This window comes from Rickettsia massiliae MTU5 (assembly GCF_000016625.1).
Classification (GTDB): Bacteria; Pseudomonadota; Alphaproteobacteria; order Rickettsiales; family Rickettsiaceae; genus Rickettsia; species Rickettsia rickettsii.
This window is the reverse complement of record NC_009900.1, coordinates 420,715-439,090: the sequence shown is the minus strand read 5'-3', so window position 1 is coordinate 439,090 and position 18,376 is coordinate 420,715. Positions and strand designations below refer to the sequence as shown.

Genomic DNA, 18,376 nt, shown 5'->3' with positions numbered 1-18,376 from the left:
TTCTTTATTGACTTTGAACCAAAAGAAGTATAGCCTATTTTGTAATCTAATTATATATAAAGGTTATTTATATGTTAGGCTACGAAAAAGAACAAAGAAGTTTAAATACAGAACAAAAACAAGCAGTCGGATTACTTTCTATAGGTACATTTCTAGAGTATTTTGACCTTATGCTTTATGTGCATATGGCGATGCTTTTAAATAATTTATTTTTTCCGGAATATGATCCTTTCACTTTTTCGTTGCTTACTGCCTTTTCTTTCTGTTCTACCTATTTGCTAAGACCTATAGGAGCATTAATATTTGGGTATATAGGCGATTATTTTGGACGTAAGATTGTAGTTGTTTTAACTACCCTATTAATGGCTATTACTTGTGTGATTATAGGCAGCATGCCAACATATGCACAGATAGGTATAACAGCCTCTTGGGTTCTTACTATATGTCGTATAATTCAAGGTATGTCAGCAACTGCAGAAGCACGAGGTGCAGAGCTATACTTAACCGAAAATTCATCTCCTCCTATACAATATCCATTAGTAGCAATTATAACCGTATTTTCTGCCGTAGGCACTACGGTAGCACTAGGTATTGCATCAATTTTTACTAATCAAAATATTTATCACCATGAATCAAGTTGGCGTATAGCCTTTTTCGTTGGTGCAACTATCGCGTTTGTAGGTACTATTGCAAGGACTAGTTTAAAAGAAGCAGAGGCATTTTCAAATAAAAGAAACAAATTAAAACTAAGACTTCAAGAAAATAATATTATGCTTGAAGAAATTGACAAAGATATTCTAGATCAAAAAGTTCCAAACACCACTTCTATTTGGTATTTCTTTATCCAGTGTGCTAGACCACCGTGTTTTTATTTTGTATATATATATTGCGGTGATATATTAAAAAGAGAATGCGGATTTACTCCAAATCAAATTATAAATCAAAATTTTTGGGTATCTATAATAGATTTACTCGGTATTATCGGTCTTGCATTTATTAGCTATAAAATCCATCCTTTAAAAATCCTAAAGGTAAAATTATATCTATTTTTTACCTCTCTCATTTTTTTTCCTATAATGTTACATTATAACCCTACTCCTTTATATATTTTTATTTTTCAATGTTTAGCTGCATTATTCGTATTTGATCACATACCGGCAGCTCCTATATTTTATAAATATTTTCCGGTTTTTAAGAGATTTACATATACTAGTATGCTAAGTGCAATAGCAAAATTATTTACTTATATTATAACGTCATTTGGTTTAGTTTATATTACCAATTATCTAGGATATTGGGGATTATTTTTAATTTTCATTCCGATAGGTATAACTTTCTTTATGGGAGTAACTTATTTTCAGCAAATGGAAACGAATCGAAATTTATAATTTTATTTAAAGTAGAATTTATATTAAACTTTAAATTATTTTTATAACATTCAGCATATATCAGCTCTGAAACTGAAGGTATTTCAAGTATTTCACTTAACACTAAAAAGCTTTTTAATGTCTCTTTAATTATTTTATGAGCTTTTTCAGGCGATTTTGCTTCCAAAGTTTGTAAATTATGTATTCTATCAAAAAGTTTTATAAGAGCAGTATCGTATCTTTTTTGTTTAATTAATAAAATAAGACTTTTCTCGCTACTTATTTTTCCCCAAGGTTTAATTCTAGTTAGACCTGCTACATGCCTTGCTACTTCTTCATCAAAAATATTGCTAATCATTTCTTCAGTAAGTTCAGTATCTTCAATAGTGTCATGAAGTAATGCAGCTTGTAGCATTCTAAAAGTAAAGAGTTTAGGCACTTCTTTTGCTACAAATTCCGCTACCATAATTGTTACTGCGATTGGATGAGAATAATAAGGGTCACCTGATTGACGCATTTGCTCACCATGATATTTACGAGCATAATAAATACCTTTTTTAACTTCTCTAATATCGATAGGTTGTTTTACTTGGGTATTTAAAAATAAAAGCCTTTCGATTAATTTATCTGAATATTTACAGCTTTCAAAATTTTTTTCCCAATATTCTATATCTTTCATAAAATCGCCCTATTCTATATATATTATTTTATTGGTTTTTTTATGATTATCTTTTATATTTTCTTTTTAAAATCCAATTATTATTTATTAAAAATCTCTATATTTTAATTTTTCTATTTTTAATGCTAAAAAATAACTATATATTAAAAATAGTTTTTTACAAAGGTTTATATGTCATCCTTAACTATCACCTACATTTTTCTCATTACAATAATATTTCTTTTTCGTCTGTATGGCTGAGAAAGTATTCTTTCGAGGGTTTTTACAAAGAACATTACAAAATCTTTTACCAAAACAGCAGATTTTAGCTGTTATTTATTATAGATAGCATCTTTAATATTTGGGATCGCACATTTTCAAGGCGGACTAAATAAATATAGCTTTAAGCACTATATGCGGTTTTTTCTATGGTTATGCATATTATATAAAACAGGCAAAATATTATGCTCATATTATGCTCTATGATTAGTTCATTTCGGTCTAAATTTATGCCATGTATTATTATTTACTTATCCTGCTCTTAAAACTTTGTGAAATAAATGTAATTTTAATAGATAAAGTTATAGAGTGTTTTTATTTACAAATAGTAAACATAATAACTAAGTTTTATGAACAAAGACATCCCTACGGATTTATTACCTTCAGAATATGAGTTAGCAAGCTTTAGTAATGCTGCTTTGACCCTATTTTTAATGGAAGCAACCTTATTATTCTTGTTTGGTTATTGCTGCTACTTGTTGTTTCAATAATGAGCAAAAAGATATGGGGCTTGAATTCATCGGTGATCACCACGAACATGATGAATAATATTTTTTAATTATTGCATGGTTCTTATAATGTTATTTCTGCGAAAGGCTTGCCGTGGCTCGAAAATAGTCATTGCGAGGAAATTGCATAGCAATTGATGAAGCAATCTCAGAAGTTTGTTATTATTTCATGAGATTACCACTCAGTCTACGACTGCTCGCAATGACGGGGTGGTTATCCACGCAGGCAATGCCCAACCTACAATTTACTTGGATCAAAGCTAAAATTAATCTCTTTCCAATGGTTAAAGCGTGCAGAGTCAAGGTTTTCGATAGGGCTTGCTTGCCATACCGCTCTAATTGCATTATCCGCCAAAGCTTCACAAACACTAGCCGGAATATTAGGACAGATTTTTTCGTTAACCTTTGCCTGCTCAACATTACCTGCTTTATCTAGCGTAATACTAATAATGACTTTTACCTTATTATTACCTCTAACTCCTGCCGGTACATTACTCCAATGTCTTTCAATCTGTCTTTTTATCAAAGATGTTTCACTATCGGAAAGAGGCAGCCCATCCGTATAAACCCCTTTAGCTTCTTTTGCATTATCAGCTTTTTTGGACCTTTGATGCTTATTGGATTTTACATTATCCCCTTCCGCAGATTGCTCTAAATTCTTCAGCAAAGAATCAAGCTCATCGGTTTTAGGCTCTTTTTTCTTCACCTCTTTAGGTTTCTCAGCCGGTTTCGTTTCCTCTTTCTTTTCTTCGGGCTTCTCCTTTTCTTCTGCTTGTTTTTTTTCTTCTTCTTTAGGTTTTTCTTCCTTTACTTCTTCTTGCTTCTCAGGTAACGCTTCTTTTGCTTCTTCAGACTTTGGTTCTTCTATAGGTTTTTTCTCTTCTATTTTGGGCTTTTCTTCCATTGTTTTAGCCTCAGGCTTTTTTGCTTTTTCTGCTTTAGGCAAATCTTGCGGTTCTTCTTCTTTTGGCTTACTCTGCTCAGATTTCTTAGCGTCTTCGTTTTTTATAGGGGCTTCTTTTTGCTTTGTCTGAGTGATAATATTTGATTTATCGCTAACAGGTAACATTTCAAAAGTTATAGTTTGCTCTTCCGGTAATTTTTCAAAAAGTGACGGCATACCAAATAGAAAAAAATATAAAAGAAGTAAGTGCAGAACAACAGAGAAGCTAAGGAAAACCGTAAAATTATCCTTATTTTGATTACTTTTCATTATTTTTAATATTTGAAATAAGAGCTACACGAGAAAAACCGGCAGCATGAATTGCGGCAACTATCTCTACTACCTGCCCATAAGAAACATTTCTATCGCCTCTTACAAAAATTCTAGCATCCTTTTTTTCTTTAGTGATATTTGCAAGCTTGTCGGTTAAATGCATTCTTTCTATTGGAATTTCAAGTAAGAAAATTTTGCCTTTATTATTGATAGTAACAACCAAAGGCTCATCCTGACCTGAAATCGGACTTGAATTTGTCTCAGGCAAATCTACGTTTACTCCTGAAACAAGCATTGGAGAAGTAATCATGAAAATAATTAATAGCACAAGCATCACGTCAACAAGCGGCGTAACGTTAATTTCGCTAACTACCGCTCTTTTACTTTTTCTATTACTTCCGGCAAGCTTTATAGCCATTACATTTTCTCCTGATCAATTGCCTTAGAAAGTATAGAGTTTAACTCACTAATAAAATCTTCAATCTTATTATTGATAAGAGTAATACGGGAAATCAGATAATTATAAAAAATTACTGCCGGAATAGCTGCAAATAAGCCTATCGCAGTTGCAAGTAACGCCTCGGCAATTCCGGGAGCTACTACGGCAAGAGAAGTATTGTTTGAAGTAGCAATCGATTGGAAGCTATGCATAATCCCCCAAACGGTACCGAATAAACCTACGAAAGGAGCACTTGATCCAACAGTTGCCAAGAAGCTTAAATTTTTCTCGAGCTTTTCGACTTCCCTATTTTGAGCTAAGTACATTGCACCCATTATACGCTCTTTATGGTTGTTTTTTAAGCCTTCAGAAAGCCCTTTAGTGCTTAAGCTTTTACACTCATCCATAGCTGAGACAAAAATTAAAGCTAGCGGATTATTAACCGACCTCTTTATGCTTTCATATAATTGCTCTAATACTCCACCGGACCAAAACACATTTTCAAATGCCCGCATGCTTTTCTGCACTTGCACTAGCTTAAATATTTTATCCAAAATAATAGCCCATGACCAAATAGAGGCAATAAGCAACATCAACATAACTGACTTACCGATAATGTCGGAGGAGCTTATTAAAGAAAAAATCGATAAATGATCTTGCGTAACGACTTCTAAACCGTCGCTAATATTAGTATCTGCACTCATTGAATATATATTATTTAAATTATTCTAAAATTAAATAATATATTCATATTTTATTTTTGTCATTAGGTTATGTGAAAAATTTTAGTAATCAATTTAGTATGGCTTTTGAACAACACTTCAGTGTCATACCATGGCTTGACCACAGTATCCAAAAAACAACTAAAAATACTAATATTATTAGTATTTTTAACTGGATTCTGTGAATAAATCACGAGGTGACACATATTTTTTAAATCATTAATTTAATATCTCTTGACTTACGTCAATTTTTCATATAAAATGTCGCTCTTAAATTTAATTTAAAGTTGCACGTAAATTAATTCAATATTTAAAAAGACCTGAACCTATGTAACTTTTGGTTCATGACTTAATCAATACAAACAATTATTTACCTCAGACGAATTAGAAACTGAGCTGTTTGATATAATCATTCAAGCTCAAAAAAAATAAAAAACATTTTAATAAAGAGTTATTTATATTATCTAGTAACGTTATTGAAAGAGAGAAAAGAGATAAAGCAATTAGAAGTTGCTATTATTTTTCTTCGGACTATAGAACAAATTTATATTCTATATTTACTTGGTTAACTAACTTTCAGTTAGAACAATATGCTAGATTTATATTAAATCTTCCAAAGAATTATAAGGACTATGGAGATTATTTTTTACAAAAAAAACAACAAGACGGATATTCAAAAATCAAAGCTTTTAATAATGTTCAAGATAAGCAATTCTTAGCGAGAAAAATATTTCAATTTATCACAGCACGAACCATCAAATAATTACCCATTGTTTCAAGAAAATACTTTAAAATTGCAAAAATATTTAGAATATAATACTGCAATTGATAAATCTGAATTTCTAGGTTCTGTAGATAGCTATTGTAATAGCTATCTATTAATACAACAATCATTTATTAAGAAAATTAATATGCTGAAATCAGAAAATATACAAAATCCGATAAAGCTCCTAAAATTATACGTAAAGACACTTTTTTTAGACCTTATGGCCTTCCATCTTATTCTATTTACTATATGGATGACGGCACAACTATATATCGTGAATCTGAATCACCTCATCATTATGATAAAGTTAAAATGATAGGTCATGATACCGGATATTTTCATAAATATTTTACTGGATTTGGATTTGAATAGACATTACTTAGAAAAATTGCTTTGTGAGTTAATTTAGCCTCTCGATGTCATTCCTAGCTAGAAGCAGGAAGCCAGTAATAAAAAGTTCATACACTGTAAGTTTTTAATAATAATGCTATGTAAAATTTCAAACCTTTCCTATCACATTGGAGCAGTTCTTAAGCCCATAATACTAAATTATATTCATGAAAAATGCAGAGCCTTCAATTACTTTTAAGCTTGATATTACCACGGTTTATAACATCCCCAATATATTATCAGAAAATAACATAAGAAATTTTAGAAAAAACTTTTCCGGTCTTGATGTAGTAGAAATGGATAAAAACTTTTCATCTATACCAACTGTTGGTGCCGCTATAGAAGTAATGCATTATATATTTGAACATTTAAATAGTAAAAATCTACAGTAAGTAGCAAGAAAGCTACAGAAATTAAGCATTCACTAATACATAAATTAATGCCTAATTATCCATATGAAAGTTATACAAATCATGAATTGTTGAAAAATGATGAAATAATACAGAGACCAAACTTTTTTGAATATCAATTAGATGGTGAACTCATAAAATGGATGCCGGATAAAATCATTTCTATACCACCTGATACGCTAACCAAAATTCAAATAATGAGTCTTGCCTTTCAATGTAGTATATTAAATAGACACAATGAAGCTGCTAAAGAGATATTTAAACGTATAATTGCAGCAATAAATCTATATTTTAATTACTTTGCAAAAGAAGTTGAACAATATAGCAAATGTGCAGAATATCTACTCCCCGTGCTAAAGCTTATTGAACCGGAATCTAAGCTTAAAATTACCCAAGCACTATAAAATCCAGCTTAGATTTGTCAGGTCAATTCTCTGATTTATTAATGGAACATAAAAATTTTAAAGAGGCAAAAGCTTTACTTGAAGAATCTATTTTTTCGTTAAATACTAATACTGAAAATCAGGTTTTAGTCCAGTGGTATTATAGAACAGGTCGTGTTTATGAAGAAACCGGAAACTATAATATGTCCACTAAATGTTATGAACATGCTTTTGTGCTTCTACCCACACATCCAACAGCAGCCTATCATTTATGATCTAATTATAGAATACAAGGCGAATGTGATAAAGCTAATGACTTAATACAATATGTGCCGGTAGAACAATATATAAAATACATTCTAGAAATGTTAACTAATCCATATGAAATTTCTTATAAGACGTTAGATGTAATTAAAAAAATACTTTAGTTCCTTTCTATTCATCACAATATATGATGGCTGTAAATACATGGCTTTTTATAACAGAATTTCCAATAAAAAAATTAACAAAAACCAGCAATCAATATTAACCGAAACACTAAAAGCAATTAGTGATACCCCAAACAACATACTTCTAGCATTCTCACTTGCCCTATGTAGTAAGCAATTTAAAACGGCTTCTGATCTTTTAAATAAGATACCTGAGCATCAAATAAATTTGTATGAAAAGGCTATTATAAAATTTCGGAGTTACGTGGACCCAAATTATACGTTACCTCAAAATAATACTCTAACGTCCAATGAAAAAGCAGAGGTTCTTAACGCCGTTAATACCGGTTTAATAACAGATAACGAGACTAAATTAACTTCTGAAAAATCTGAAAAGATTTTCCAAAATAATGGTATGGACCTATCCTATATACAGAATGAGAAGCAGAAGCTAATCTTCTAGGATAGGAAATGAATCCTAAACAACAATAAGGAGGTCCATATGGAAGTTACCACAATTGGTATAGATATTGCAAAAAGAATTTTTCAAATTCACGGTGTAGATAAAAATGGTAAGACAATATTAAAGAAAAAATTAATGAGAGAGCAGGTTATAACTTTTATGGCTAATTTACCAAGAAGATGTCTAGTAGGCATGGAAGCTTGCGGTGGTTCTAGCTATTGGGCAAGAGAATTAACAAAATTAGGTCATAATGTAAAACTAATGGCTCCACAATTTGTTAAGCCTTATGTTAAAACTAATAAAAATGATCAAGCTTGATGCAGAAGCAATATGTGAGGCAGTAGCAAGACCTAATATGAGGTTTGTGCCTATCAAAACTGTAGAGCAACAAGATATTTTATTTATTCATAGGGTAAGACAGAGATTGGTAAAAAATCGTACAGCTCTTGCTAATGAGATCAGGGGATTATTACATGAATTTGGTTTTGTTATTCCGCAAGGAATCAATAAGATTATGACAAAATTAACCGAAATTTTAGATGAAGGGGATTTAAGTCAGCTAAGCTATCGAACGTTTAGTGAGTTAAAAGCAGAATTTCTAGAGAATGATAAAAAAATAAAAGAATTAAAACAAAGATTAAAAATTATAGCTAGCCAGTATAGTAATCACCAACAACTAATGACGATACCAGGTATAGATTTAATAACTGCTACAGCCTTAATAGCATCAATAGGTAATGCTAGTTGTTTTAAAAATGGCAGGCAATTATCAGCATGGCTAGGATTAGTGCCAAGGCAACATTCTAGTGGTGGCAAAGATAAGTTGCTTGGTATTAGTAAAAGAGGTGATATCTATTTACGCACTTTGTTGATTCAAGGAGCAAGAGCAGTACTGAATAGTAAGATAAGATTTACCACGGAAGAGCAAAAATCTAAAAAAGATTATAGCAAGTTTACCAAGTGGATGTTTAATTTATCTGAACGAAATGGGCATAATAAAACAACTGTTGCAGTAGCTAATAAACTAGCAAGAGTGGTGTTTACAGTACACAGTTCAGGTAATGATTATACTGAGAGTAAAGTTTGTAGCTAAAGAATTGGTACAAATAGTTGACGAGATAATATTATAGGTAAGTAGAAATTTAATAGATTCTAATCCGGAATATGCGAAAGAATGATAATATTGATGGTAAATAAGACGAACCTTAGCTTACAAAAAAACTGAACTGGACAATGACTCTTTAGAAGTCGACAAAATGATAAGTAATATAGTTTGTAAGCCAGCGAATTCCATCAGGGCTATAGGGTAAATTTAAAGTGATTTATTAACTATAAGCCGGATACATGACTGCATTCGATTTTTTTGCTGTTATATATTATTTTTTTCTTGCATTATCGGGTAGGTCCATACATGTCAAAATGCTCTGCAAAATGATTCTTGCAATGAAAACACTTTAGAAATTGGAGTAGTTACCGCCTTATTAAATAATAACCCAAAAAAGTACAACAATATGCAAGTAAATTAAGTCAAAAAAAAACAAGAAGGGATTATTGCAAGCTATTCCCCCGATAATAAGCAAATAGAAAACTTAGAATAATTAACCCTTCAATATGATACAAAAAAAATCCATCAATATTATCAACTAAAAAAGAAACATGAATTTTATCTAGCCATTTAAAAGATTACCAACTTCAATAATAATTCTTGGAATATTCCTAAAGAAGGTCAAATTAAAATTGATAATCAGGAAGTCACAAAAGGTACGGCTAAATTTCTTGGCAAATATAGAGGATTTGATTGTTACGGTACAATGTCTAAAAAAATCTATAATACCTTTGATAAAAGTAAAGTTACCTCTTTTGTTTCTGCTTTAAAAAAAGGAATAATATATCACAAACACGGAGTAAACGGAGTTAAACTTATTAAGGAAAATGCTTTTAAAGCTAAGTGGGACTGTGATGACCGATTATTTACGAATATATTATATTTTAATGAACAAGGGTTATTATTAAATGTTGATGAGTATGGTAACCATGCTGAAGTACAAAAGTTCATTAGCGGTCATCATTTGGAGTTTTATAATGTGGAGTGATTAACTTTCAGATTCTGCTTTGTTGTATGACTCGATTTTTATCGTCATTGCGAGGAAATTGCATAGCAATTGACGAAGCAATCTCAGGATATTGGACGAGATTGCTACGCAGCCTATGGCTGCTCGCAATGACGATATCTATATTTAATGAGCAATGCCTAAAACTTAGGATAATTTTGTAGTAGAACTTAAATAATCGTTGCCGTATTTCTCAATATAATCATCATATCCGTTGCGACATTATTTAAAAAAGCTAAATCATGCGATATAAAAATTAATATTCCTTTAAAAGAGTTTTTGAAATAATTCTCAAGCCAATATATTGAGATAATATCAAGATGGTTTGTCGGTTCGTCGAGTAGTAAAATATCGGGATTATTAAATAGACTTTTACGAGTAATACACGAAGCTTATAACCTTCTGACAACGCAGAAAGTGGCTCATAATGGTATTTTTTGGCTATTCCAAGACCTACAAGCAAGCTAGCTGCAAAAATTTCAGCAGTATAACCGTCATTATCGTATATTACCTGTTCAAGTTCACCAAACTTATACCCATCTTCATCGCTACATTCCTGCCGATTTCATATCTCTTCTTTTTCCTGTAAAGCTTTCCATAACTCCTTATTCCCTGCTATTACCGTATCTATAATTTTAGTATTTTCATAAAGAAACTGATCTTGTTTTAAACAACCTATTTTGGAGTTTTTTGGTATGTTAATCTCACCGAAAGCTGGCTCTTCTTCCTTAGTTAAGAATTTGAAAAAAGTTGTTTGACCTGCTCCGTTGGCACTTACTAAACCATATCGTTTATTGTTTTTAATATGCAAATTTACATTGGTAAATAGTATTCTTGTACCATAACTCATGGCTAAATCGTTTATAACAATCATATTTTTAGATGTCGTGGTTAAAATGGTATTATGGTATATAGACACCTAATCGCCATTGTGAACAACTGCAGGTCTTGTTGCATGACTCGTTTTATGTCATTCCAGCGAAGGCATTGTTGCGTAGATACCGCCCGTCATTGCGAACAGTCGTAGACTGCGTGGCAGTCCAAAACAATAATAAAAAAATTCTGTCAATCAGAATTTTTTACTGGATTGCTTAGTCAAAACTTACAGTTTTTCCTTGCAATGACGACCTTCAGTATCCACACAACAAGACCTATGCAGGCATAACATAAGAGCCATGCGGGCAATGCCGAGCTTGTGGCAAGATTCATAAATGCTTATTACTTAAAGTTAATTTTGATGGATACCATGGAAGGTTCACGGTATAACAATAAAAAATCTTATTTCTTCAATAGCTCAAGAGCTTTTGCAAAATCTACTATATATTCTTCTTCTTTTTTTAAGTCTTTGATTTTTAAGTTATTATGCGCCTGCTCTTCGTCACCTATAAAAATAATAAATTTAGCATTTTCATTAAAAATGCGTTGCATTCTTTTAGCTATTTTACCTAGGGGTTCTATGATAGTAGCAATATTTTCTGTTCGCAATTTATCTACAATTTCTAAAGCATAGCAAATATTATTTTTGCCTATAGGTAATACAAATACCAGCTTAACTTCAGATATATTATATTCCCGCATTAAAGCAATTCGCTCAATACCGGCAGCAAAACCGATAGCCGGCACATCATCGTTATTACCCATGATTTTAGCAAGCCCGTCATAACGTCCACCGGCTAGAATAGTAGATTGGCTCCCTAGCTTTTTTGTAGTGAATTCAAAAACAGTATGGCAATAATAATCAAGCCCTCTAACCAAGCGTGGATTTATGCTATATTTCACGCCTAAAATATCTAGATACTTTATTAACTCCTCAAAATATTCTTTGGATTCATCAGTGTAATATTCAGATAAAACCGGTGCGTGTGCTATTATTTTCTGATCAGTCTTACTTTTAGAATCAAGTATCCGCATTGGATTTTTGGATAACCTTCTTTTGCTTTCTTCTGATAATTGATCTTTAAAATCATTTAGATATTCTACTAATTTTTGCTGATAAACGCTTCTTGATTCATTACATCCAAGAGAGTTAAGCTCTAAGGTAGTATCCTGCTCTATTTCGAGTGCTTTTAATATATCAACGGCTAACTTCAAAGTGTCAGCATCAGTAATTGCTCCTTTAGCACCGATATACTCATAATTTAGTTGGTGAAATTGTCTTTGACGCCCTGCTTGCGGTCTATCATAACGAAAAACAGGACCGGTAGAGAAAAACTTTAATGGTAATTTATGTTGTAATCCGTTTGAGATGAGGCTTCTTATAATACATGCTGTAAATTCAGGTCGTAATGCTACGGAATCATTGCTTTTATCTAAAAAACTATAGATTTCTTTGCTGATTACGTCAGAGCTTTCACCCATCGAACGGTTAAAGACTTTAGTATACTCCAAAATAGGAGTACTCATTTGTTTATAGCCGTACAATGCTCCAACATCTCTTGCTTTGTTAATTATATAGTCGTGAACTTTATAATCATCCGGCAAGAGATCTTTCATTCCTCGGAGTGGTTGCAGCTTTTCAGTCATTTGGTTAATTGTGTTTTGTTGCGTGGATACTACTAACTCATCATTGCGAGGAGAGGCAAAGCCTCGACGTGGCAATCTCAGGAATTTTGTACTACTTCATGAGATTGCCACGCTCTCTACGTTCGCTCGCAATGACGGATAGTCCCCTCTTAATTCTGCTCTTTTTTCATAAAAAACGATCTTATAATATATAAAATAAATATTGTCATAAACCAATATATTAATGCACGACCTGCAGTTAATAGATTAAATTCACCGTCATATATTTGAATAAATAGTAAATATGCACAAGCAATTAAAATAAACGGTACGATAATAAATACTAAAGGACATCTAAAAGGTCTTTGAGCATCAGGTAGCGTTACCCTAAATAATACCACTATTATTGCAACGGTGATATAATCAATAAGAGCTCCCATTGAAGTTAATTGCGTTAATAATTCCGTAGAACAAAATCCTCCAAGGATAGCGGCTAAAGAAGCAAATATTATAATCGTAATATACGGACTATCATATTTTGGGTGCAGCTTTGCAAAACTTTTCGGTAGTAAACCGTCACGTGCAATAGCATAAAAAATACGAGAAGTACCGTAAATATTCATCATCAACACCGTCATCATACCGCAAACTGCTCCGGTTGCAACAATAGCAGAGCCGATCTTGCTATTATTGATAGTTAAAGCATAAGCAAGCGGTTGATCGTTATTTAACTGATCAAAAGGTGCAATACCGGTAACAAGCCCTGCCATTATTACATAAACTATAGTAGTTAGAACAAGTGAGCCAATAATACCGATCATTATATCGCGTTTTGGGTTTTTACACTCCTCAGCTGCGGTTGCAATCGTTCCAAAACCCGTAAAAGCTAAGAATAAAATAGACGCACCTACTAAAACATTACTAAAACCGAAAGGCATAAAATTACTCCAGTTAGTAGCATCAAAATGAGGGGCAGCAGCAAGTATAAATACGAATATTGCAGCCATTTTTATGAAAACTAAAATTGCATTTAGTCTCTTACTATCTTTAGTACCTAAATATAAAATAAATCCAATAAATCCCGAGATTAAAAATGCCGGTAAATTTATTATACCGCCGTTTGTCGGTACAGTAGTTAATTCTTTCGGTAAATTGATTCCACCTGCTGCTAGTATTCCTTGTACGTAGCCCGACCAGCCTACAGCTACTATTCCTGCAGCAACACCAAGTTCTAGTATTATAACACTACCGATCATCCAAGCAAATACTTCGCCAAATGCTACATAGGAATAAGTGTAAATACTTCCTGATGTCGGAAGCATTGCAGCAAGTTCAGTATAAACAAGCGCTACAAAGATACAGGTAATACCTGCAATCGTATAAGATAACATTACTGCAGGTCCTGAATATTTAGCAGCAATTATACCGGTAACGACGAATACGCCCGTGCCGATCATCGCACCAAGACCCAGTAATATTAAATCGCATGCTCCAAGCGTCTTGCTAAGACCGCTTGAGCTGCCTATCTCTTTTACTGATTCAAAACTTTTCTTCCTTAAAAAACTCATCAGTTTCTCCTATTTTAGTGAGCTTATTTTTTTGTGAATTGTGTCATTGCGAGCGACTAAAAGGAGCATGGCAATCTCAGGAGGTCTAACTAGATTGCCACGTCGCTTCGCTCCTCGCAATGACGCAATTACCTTATCTCTCTAGTAATCCATCCGCCGCCAAGTACTCTTTCGCCAGCATAAATAACGCATGCTTGCCCAGGAGCAACGGCTTTTTCTGCGCATAAAAATTTTACTTTCATTTTATCATCACCAAGTTTACTTATTTCGGCTAGACGTGGCGGTCTTGTCGAGCGAATTTTAACTGCTACCTCTAACTTTTCGTTATCTTTAATCTCATCTGCAAGCCAATTCACATCTCTAATGATAAATTCCTGCACGTTTAATGCGGACTCCGGTCCTACATATACTATATTGTCCTTAGGATCAATCTTTACTACATATAAAGGCTCATTATAAGCTATACCAAGACCACGACGTTGCCCTATGGTGTAGTTAATTATACCGCTATGCTCTCCTAGCTTAAACCCGTTTACGTGAATAATTTTACCGCTTTCACTGCTATTTGGACGTATTTTATTTATTACGCTCTTATAATTTCCGTCAGGTACGAAACAAATATCTTGGCTGTCGGGCTTATCCGCTACCTCAAGCCCAAATTTACTAGCAAGCTTTCGTGTTTCATCCTTAGTAAGCCCTCCTAGAGGGAAACGTAAATATTCTAATTGCTCTTTAGTTGTCGTAAATAAAAAATAACTTTGATCTTTTGCTGGATCAAGCCCTGTATATAATTCCGCTCCGTTATCACCGTTTATTTTTCGTACGTAATGACCGGTAGCAAGCTTATCTGCTCCAAGCTCTCTAGCCGTTTTAATTAGATCCCTGAACTTTACCGATTTATTACATCGCACACATGGAAGCGGTGTTTCACCTTGTAAATAGCTATCGACGAAATTATCTATTACCGACTCTTTAAATTTGCTCTCATAATCAAGTACGTAATGGGGAATACCTAGCTTATTTGCTACCATTTTAGCATCGTAAATATCCTGACCGGCACAACAGGCATTTTTCTTCCCTACTGCCATACCGTGATCATATAGCTGCAAGGTAATACCTATAACATTATGTCCTTGTTCATGCAGCATTGCAGCAACCGCCGAACTATCAACCCCGCCTGACATTGCGACAACTATAGTAGACTGCTTATCCCCTAAATTAATCATACCAACCTTAAACAAACAGCAAATTATACTAAATGTATAATTAAATTACAACACTATCTTTTAATATATTAAAATGCTATAATTAGCATTGTCTAATAATTATCGATTTCGTCATTGCGAGCAGAGCCCGTAGGCTGCGTGGCAATCTCATGAAATAATAACAAACTCCTGAGATTGCTGCGTCAATACTTCGTATTTCCTCGCAATGACGATTTACTAATCCCACGTAGGAATGACAAAATGCTTCAAATAATGCAAAGAGTATATGTTATTTAAAATATTATACAAAACAGTTATTACATTAGCTCTAATTTATTTCATACTGATTATTTTAGAATATGCACGTCAAGGTTTTATTAATGACTTATCGTTACAAAAAGTAGATTTATCTATTCAGAATTCCATAAAAGAACCAATTTATTTAGTTTCTTATGCCGACGGTCTAGAGTATGTTTATCGTAATCAAAATGCAACCACTCATTATGCAATTAATAAAGGTATAGACTTCATATTTAACTATAAGAAAAAGCATATAAATCAAGCGTTTATAGAAAAAAACCAAGAAATTTTTAATGAACCTGCAGGAGCGGGGTTATGGCTATGGAAGCCTTATATTATACTTGAAACAATGAAAAATGCACCAGAAGGAGCTATTATAGTATATTTAGATTCAGCATTTGTTATTAAAAAGCATATCAGTAATTTAACAAATCTTTTAGGCGATAATGATATATTACTGGTACATGATCGCAATCGTAAAAACGGTAGTTTTGTTAAAGGCGAAACTTTTGCTTTAATGGATTGCCTTACAGACGAATGCAGAAATGACGATCACATTTGGAGTGCCGTTATTATTGTGCGTAATACCAAGCTTTCTCGTTCTTTCATTGAAAAATGGCTAAAAAGTTGTGAAGATATTAGAATTCTTTCAGGCAAAGATTATAATATCCATCCTAATTACGATGAATATAAATGGCATCATTCCGATCAATCGGTACTTAGCCTTATATATCATAAAAATCCACAATCGGTTAAAGTAATAGAATATGAAGAAACAACACCTTCTTTATCTTGGTTCCACCGTAAATATTCAAATAGCTCACCGTTAAAACCTTGGTATAGCATATACGGTATAGCATATACGGTATAGATCCTATAATTAATTTTAATACCCCCCCCCTAACGGCAAAGTTTTACCTTCTACCGCTCTTATAAATACTCCGCCGATTGTTAGACTTCGTAAATGGGTTATCGAGTATACTCAATAAGCCGGTGTTGTTGCATAATTCCAAAGCCGTCATTGCGAGCGAACGTAGAGAGCGTGGCAATCTCATGAAATAATAACAAACTCCTGAGATTGCTTCGTCAATTACTTAAGTAATTTCCTCCCAATGACGACATCTCTCGTACTTTAAAAAAACTATAAGATAAAGTAAGTACTTTAATGTCTTGCATTTCAGGGTCAAGCTCAAAATCCTTATCTATATAAAATGTAACCGGCATTAAGACTTTTTCGCCGGCTTTTAATAATTGTTCTTCAAAACAAAAACAATGAATTTTTACGAAATATTTTCCTGCTTTATTTGGAGTAACATTATATACGGAAGTACCTATTATATCGTTATCACTTAGATTCTCCGTTTCATAGAACACTAGAGTATTCTGCCCCGGAACAATTTGCACTCTTTGCTGCCTTGGAATAAACCGCCAAGGTAAATCTTTATCAACATTAGCATCAAACTCGATAATTATAGGTTTAGTGCCTTTTACCTTAGAATATACACTCACCGTTTCTTTTGCAGTAGTGCCGCCATATCCTGTAACTTTACAAAATAAATTATAGATAGGTACGGAAGCAAAACTGAGTAACACCATACTAATTATTAATCCCAGCAAGGAAAAAGCTAAATTTTTATTGGATTTTTTAGACATTATTTGATTTTATTTAAAAATACTCTAGAAAAAGTTTATTTTAGATCATATATGTGTTAGTATAAAAAAAATAGTTTTTAAGGTTAGTATGACTAATAATATTAATGCATTAGCAATTTCTAGCGAATCAGGATTTTATAGCTACTTACAGAAAATCAATAAAATTCCTTCACTTACGCAAGAAGAAGAATTGTTATTAGCAAAATCCTATTTAGAAGGGAATGATTTACAAGCTGCACATAAATTAGTAACAAGCCATCTTAAACTTGTTGCAAAAATTGCAAGCGGCTATAGGACTTACGGTCTTCCTATTACCGAATTGGTTTCAGAAGGTAATATAGGTTTAATGCAGGCAGTAAAAAAATTCAATCCCGAACTTGGTTTTCGCCTATCAACATATGCGATGTGGTGGATTAAAGCAGCCATACAAGAATATATATTAAAATCTTGGTCATTAGTAAAGATGGGAACAACGGCCGCACAAAAAAAATTATTTTTTAGTCTTAATAAAGTTAAGCATAAAATTACTAATTTATACTCAAGGGCTATTACTACCGATGATTTTGCACAAATAGCAGATGAGCTAGGCGTTTCGGTTAATGAAGTTTCTGAAATGAATACTAGAATTTCAGGTCCTGATTTATCGTTAAATAACTCTATAAATAGTGACGATGCAGAATCCGGAGAATTAATAGAACTATTACCAGAAACACGCCCCACTCCTGAAGCTATGGCTATTAATAAGCAAAATTCTACCAGTAAAAGGCAGTTACTATCAAATGCTATGAAGATTTTAAACGATAGGGAACTTCGTATTTTAACAGAGCGTAAATTAACGGATACTCCTAAAACTCTAGATATTCTAAGCAATGAGTATAATATTTCTAAGGAACGTATTAGACAAATAGAAAATACGGCTTTTGAAAAAATAAAGAAGTTTATTTTAAACCATAGTAGAGAAGTAGCTTAAGCCTTATTGGACTGTCATCCCGTGGCTTGACCACGGG

The 18,376-nt window shown here is 32.8% G+C and carries 14 protein-coding genes and 6 pseudogenes; 11 read left to right on the top strand and 9 right to left on the bottom strand.

From position 1 onward, the window contains the following. The first annotated feature begins 71 nt into the window (after window positions 1-71). Window positions 72-1,388 (top strand): MFS transporter, encoded by a 1,317-nt coding sequence (locus RMA_RS02330; protein WP_041404599.1) that lies wholly within the window; start codon window positions 72-74, stop codon window positions 1,386-1,388. Here the strand turns inward: RMA_RS02330 and RMA_RS02325 are convergent. Then, window positions 1,339-2,046 (bottom strand): HD domain-containing protein, encoded by a 708-nt coding sequence (locus RMA_RS02325; RefSeq protein WP_012152642.1) that lies wholly within the window; start codon window positions 2,044-2,046, stop codon window positions 1,339-1,341. The genes RMA_RS02330 and RMA_RS02325 overlap by 50 nt on opposite strands. Window positions 2,047-2,654: 608 nt before the next feature. On the opposite strand from RMA_RS02325, the pseudogene RMA_RS11920 reads away from it, so the two are divergent. After that, window positions 2,655-2,853 (top strand): annotated as a pseudogene (locus tag RMA_RS11920) (hypothetical protein). A 198-nt stretch (window positions 2,854-3,051) separates the two neighbouring features. On the opposite strand, the gene RMA_RS02320 reads toward RMA_RS11920, so the two are convergent. Genes RMA_RS02320 through tolQ form a run of 3 tightly spaced genes read right to left on the bottom strand, consistent with a single transcriptional unit; the run spans window position 3,052 to window position 5,172 of the window. Then, the gene (locus RMA_RS02320; protein ID WP_041404598.1) at window positions 3,052-4,026 is read right to left on the bottom strand and encodes an energy transducer TonB; all 975 of its coding nucleotides are present in this window, start codon (window positions 4,024-4,026) and stop codon (window positions 3,052-3,054) included. Continuing rightward, complete coding sequence (gene tolR / locus RMA_RS02315) at window positions 4,016-4,447, bottom strand: protein TolR (RefSeq protein WP_012152640.1); 432 nt, start codon at window positions 4,445-4,447, stop codon at window positions 4,016-4,018. Before tolR ends, RMA_RS02320 begins: the two co-directional genes overlap by 11 nt. Continuing rightward, window positions 4,447-5,172 (bottom strand): protein TolQ, encoded by a 726-nt coding sequence (tolQ, locus tag RMA_RS02310; RefSeq protein ID WP_014365997.1) that lies wholly within the window; start codon window positions 5,170-5,172, stop codon window positions 4,447-4,449. The genes tolR and tolQ overlap by 1 nt, the downstream gene beginning before the upstream one ends. A 929-nt stretch (window positions 5,173-6,101) precedes the next feature. On the opposite strand from tolQ, the pseudogene RMA_RS08155 reads away from it, so the two are divergent. The 7 genes and pseudogenes from RMA_RS08155 to RMA_RS11915 all read left to right on the top strand — a co-directional run. Further along, a pseudogene (locus RMA_RS08155) lies at window positions 6,102-6,328 on the top strand (hypothetical protein). A 185-nt stretch (window positions 6,329-6,513) separates the two neighbouring features. Then, complete coding sequence (locus tag RMA_RS10740; RefSeq protein ID WP_238375539.1) at window positions 6,514-6,738, top strand: hypothetical protein; 225 nt, start codon at window positions 6,514-6,516, stop codon at window positions 6,736-6,738. Window positions 6,739-6,785: 47 nt separating this feature from the next. After that, complete coding sequence (locus RMA_RS10735; RefSeq protein ID WP_238375538.1) at window positions 6,786-7,160, top strand: hypothetical protein; 375 nt, start codon at window positions 6,786-6,788, stop codon at window positions 7,158-7,160. Window positions 7,161-7,174: 14 nt separating this feature from the next. Next, entirely contained in the window at window positions 7,175-7,414 is a 240-nt protein-coding gene (locus tag RMA_RS10730) for a tetratricopeptide repeat protein (RefSeq protein ID WP_238375537.1), read from the top strand. 193 nt (window positions 7,415-7,607) lie between these two features. Then, window positions 7,608-7,976: pseudogene (locus RMA_RS02290) on the top strand (hypothetical protein); the annotation flags it as partial. 93 nt (window positions 7,977-8,069) lie between these two features. Then, a pseudogene (locus RMA_RS02285) lies at window positions 8,070-9,123 on the top strand (IS110 family transposase). Window positions 9,124-9,577: 454 nt separating this feature from the next. Beyond that, window positions 9,578-9,994, top strand: a pseudogene (locus tag RMA_RS11915) (hypothetical protein); the annotation flags it as partial. Window positions 9,995-10,706: 712 nt separating this feature from the next. On the opposite strand, the gene RMA_RS02275 reads toward RMA_RS11915, so the two are convergent. The 4 genes from RMA_RS02275 to mnmA all read right to left on the bottom strand — a co-directional run bounded on the left by RMA_RS02275 (window position 10,707) and on the right by mnmA (window position 15,437). Continuing rightward, entirely contained in the window at window positions 10,707-11,015 is a 309-nt protein-coding gene (locus RMA_RS02275) for an ATP-binding cassette domain-containing protein (RefSeq protein ID WP_014408432.1), read from the bottom strand. 404 nt (window positions 11,016-11,419) lie between these two features. After that, window positions 11,420-12,664 carry a histidine--tRNA ligase gene (hisS, locus tag RMA_RS02270; protein WP_041404595.1) on the bottom strand — a complete coding sequence of 415 codons (1,245 nt, stop codon included), beginning with the start codon at window positions 12,662-12,664 and terminating at the stop codon, window positions 11,420-11,422. A gap of 149 nt (window positions 12,665-12,813) precedes the next feature. Further along, window positions 12,814-14,211, bottom strand: a complete 1,398-nt coding sequence (locus RMA_RS02265; protein ID WP_041404594.1) for an amino acid permease — start codon at window positions 14,209-14,211, stop codon at window positions 12,814-12,816. A gap of 128 nt (window positions 14,212-14,339) precedes the next feature. Continuing rightward, window positions 14,340-15,437 carry a tRNA 2-thiouridine(34) synthase MnmA gene (gene mnmA, locus RMA_RS02260; RefSeq protein ID WP_041404593.1) on the bottom strand — a complete coding sequence of 366 codons (1,098 nt, stop codon included), beginning with the start codon at window positions 15,435-15,437 and terminating at the stop codon, window positions 14,340-14,342. Between the two features lie 265 nt (window positions 15,438-15,702). Between mnmA and RMA_RS02255 the strand changes: the two are divergent. After that, window positions 15,703-16,705, top strand: a pseudogene (locus RMA_RS02255) (hypothetical protein). Between the two features lie 97 nt (window positions 16,706-16,802). On the opposite strand, the gene RMA_RS02250 reads toward RMA_RS02255, so the two are convergent. Further along, window positions 16,803-17,369: a cytochrome c oxidase assembly protein gene (locus tag RMA_RS02250; RefSeq protein ID WP_041404592.1), complete on the bottom strand. Its 567-nt coding sequence runs from the start codon at window positions 17,367-17,369 to the stop codon at window positions 16,803-16,805. An 88-nt stretch (window positions 17,370-17,457) separates the two neighbouring features. Here RMA_RS02250 and rpoH point away from each other — a divergent pair, with 88 nt between their 5' ends. Beyond that, window positions 17,458-18,339, top strand: a complete 882-nt coding sequence (gene rpoH / locus RMA_RS02245) for an RNA polymerase sigma factor RpoH (RefSeq protein WP_014366008.1) — start codon at window positions 17,458-17,460, stop codon at window positions 18,337-18,339. Window positions 18,340-18,376: the final 37 nt, after the last annotated feature.

Coding starts and splice junctions, on each gene's coding strand:
- RMA_RS02330 (WP_041404599.1), top strand. CDS start 72: ATGTTAGGCTACGAAAAAGAACAAAGAAGTTTAAATACAGAACAAAAA.
- RMA_RS02325 (WP_012152642.1), bottom strand. CDS start 2,046: ATGAAAGATATAGAATATTGGGAAAAAAATTTTGAAAGCTGTAAATAT.
- RMA_RS02320 (WP_041404598.1), bottom strand. CDS start 4,026: ATGAAAAGTAATCAAAATAAGGATAATTTTACGGTTTTCCTTAGCTTC.
- tolR (WP_012152640.1), bottom strand. CDS start 4,447: ATGGCTATAAAGCTTGCCGGAAGTAATAGAAAAAGTAAAAGAGCGGTA.
- tolQ (WP_014365997.1), bottom strand. CDS start 5,172: ATGAGTGCAGATACTAATATTAGCGACGGTTTAGAAGTCGTTACGCAA.
- RMA_RS10740 (WP_238375539.1), top strand. CDS start 6,514: ATGAAAAATGCAGAGCCTTCAATTACTTTTAAGCTTGATATTACCACG.
- RMA_RS10735 (WP_238375538.1), top strand. CDS start 6,786: ATGCCTAATTATCCATATGAAAGTTATACAAATCATGAATTGTTGAAA.
- RMA_RS02275 (WP_014408432.1), bottom strand. CDS start 11,015: ATGATTGTTATAAACGATTTAGCCATGAGTTATGGTACAAGAATACTA.
- hisS (WP_041404595.1), bottom strand. CDS start 12,664: ATGACTGAAAAGCTGCAACCACTCCGAGGAATGAAAGATCTCTTGCCG.
- RMA_RS02265 (WP_041404594.1), bottom strand. CDS start 14,211: ATGAGTTTTTTAAGGAAGAAAAGTTTTGAATCAGTAAAAGAGATAGGC.
- mnmA (WP_041404593.1), bottom strand. CDS start 15,437: ATGATTAATTTAGGGGATAAGCAGTCTACTATAGTTGTCGCAATGTCA.
- RMA_RS02250 (WP_041404592.1), bottom strand. CDS start 17,369: ATGTCTAAAAAATCCAATAAAAATTTAGCTTTTTCCTTGCTGGGATTA.
- rpoH (WP_014366008.1), top strand. CDS start 17,458: ATGACTAATAATATTAATGCATTAGCAATTTCTAGCGAATCAGGATTT.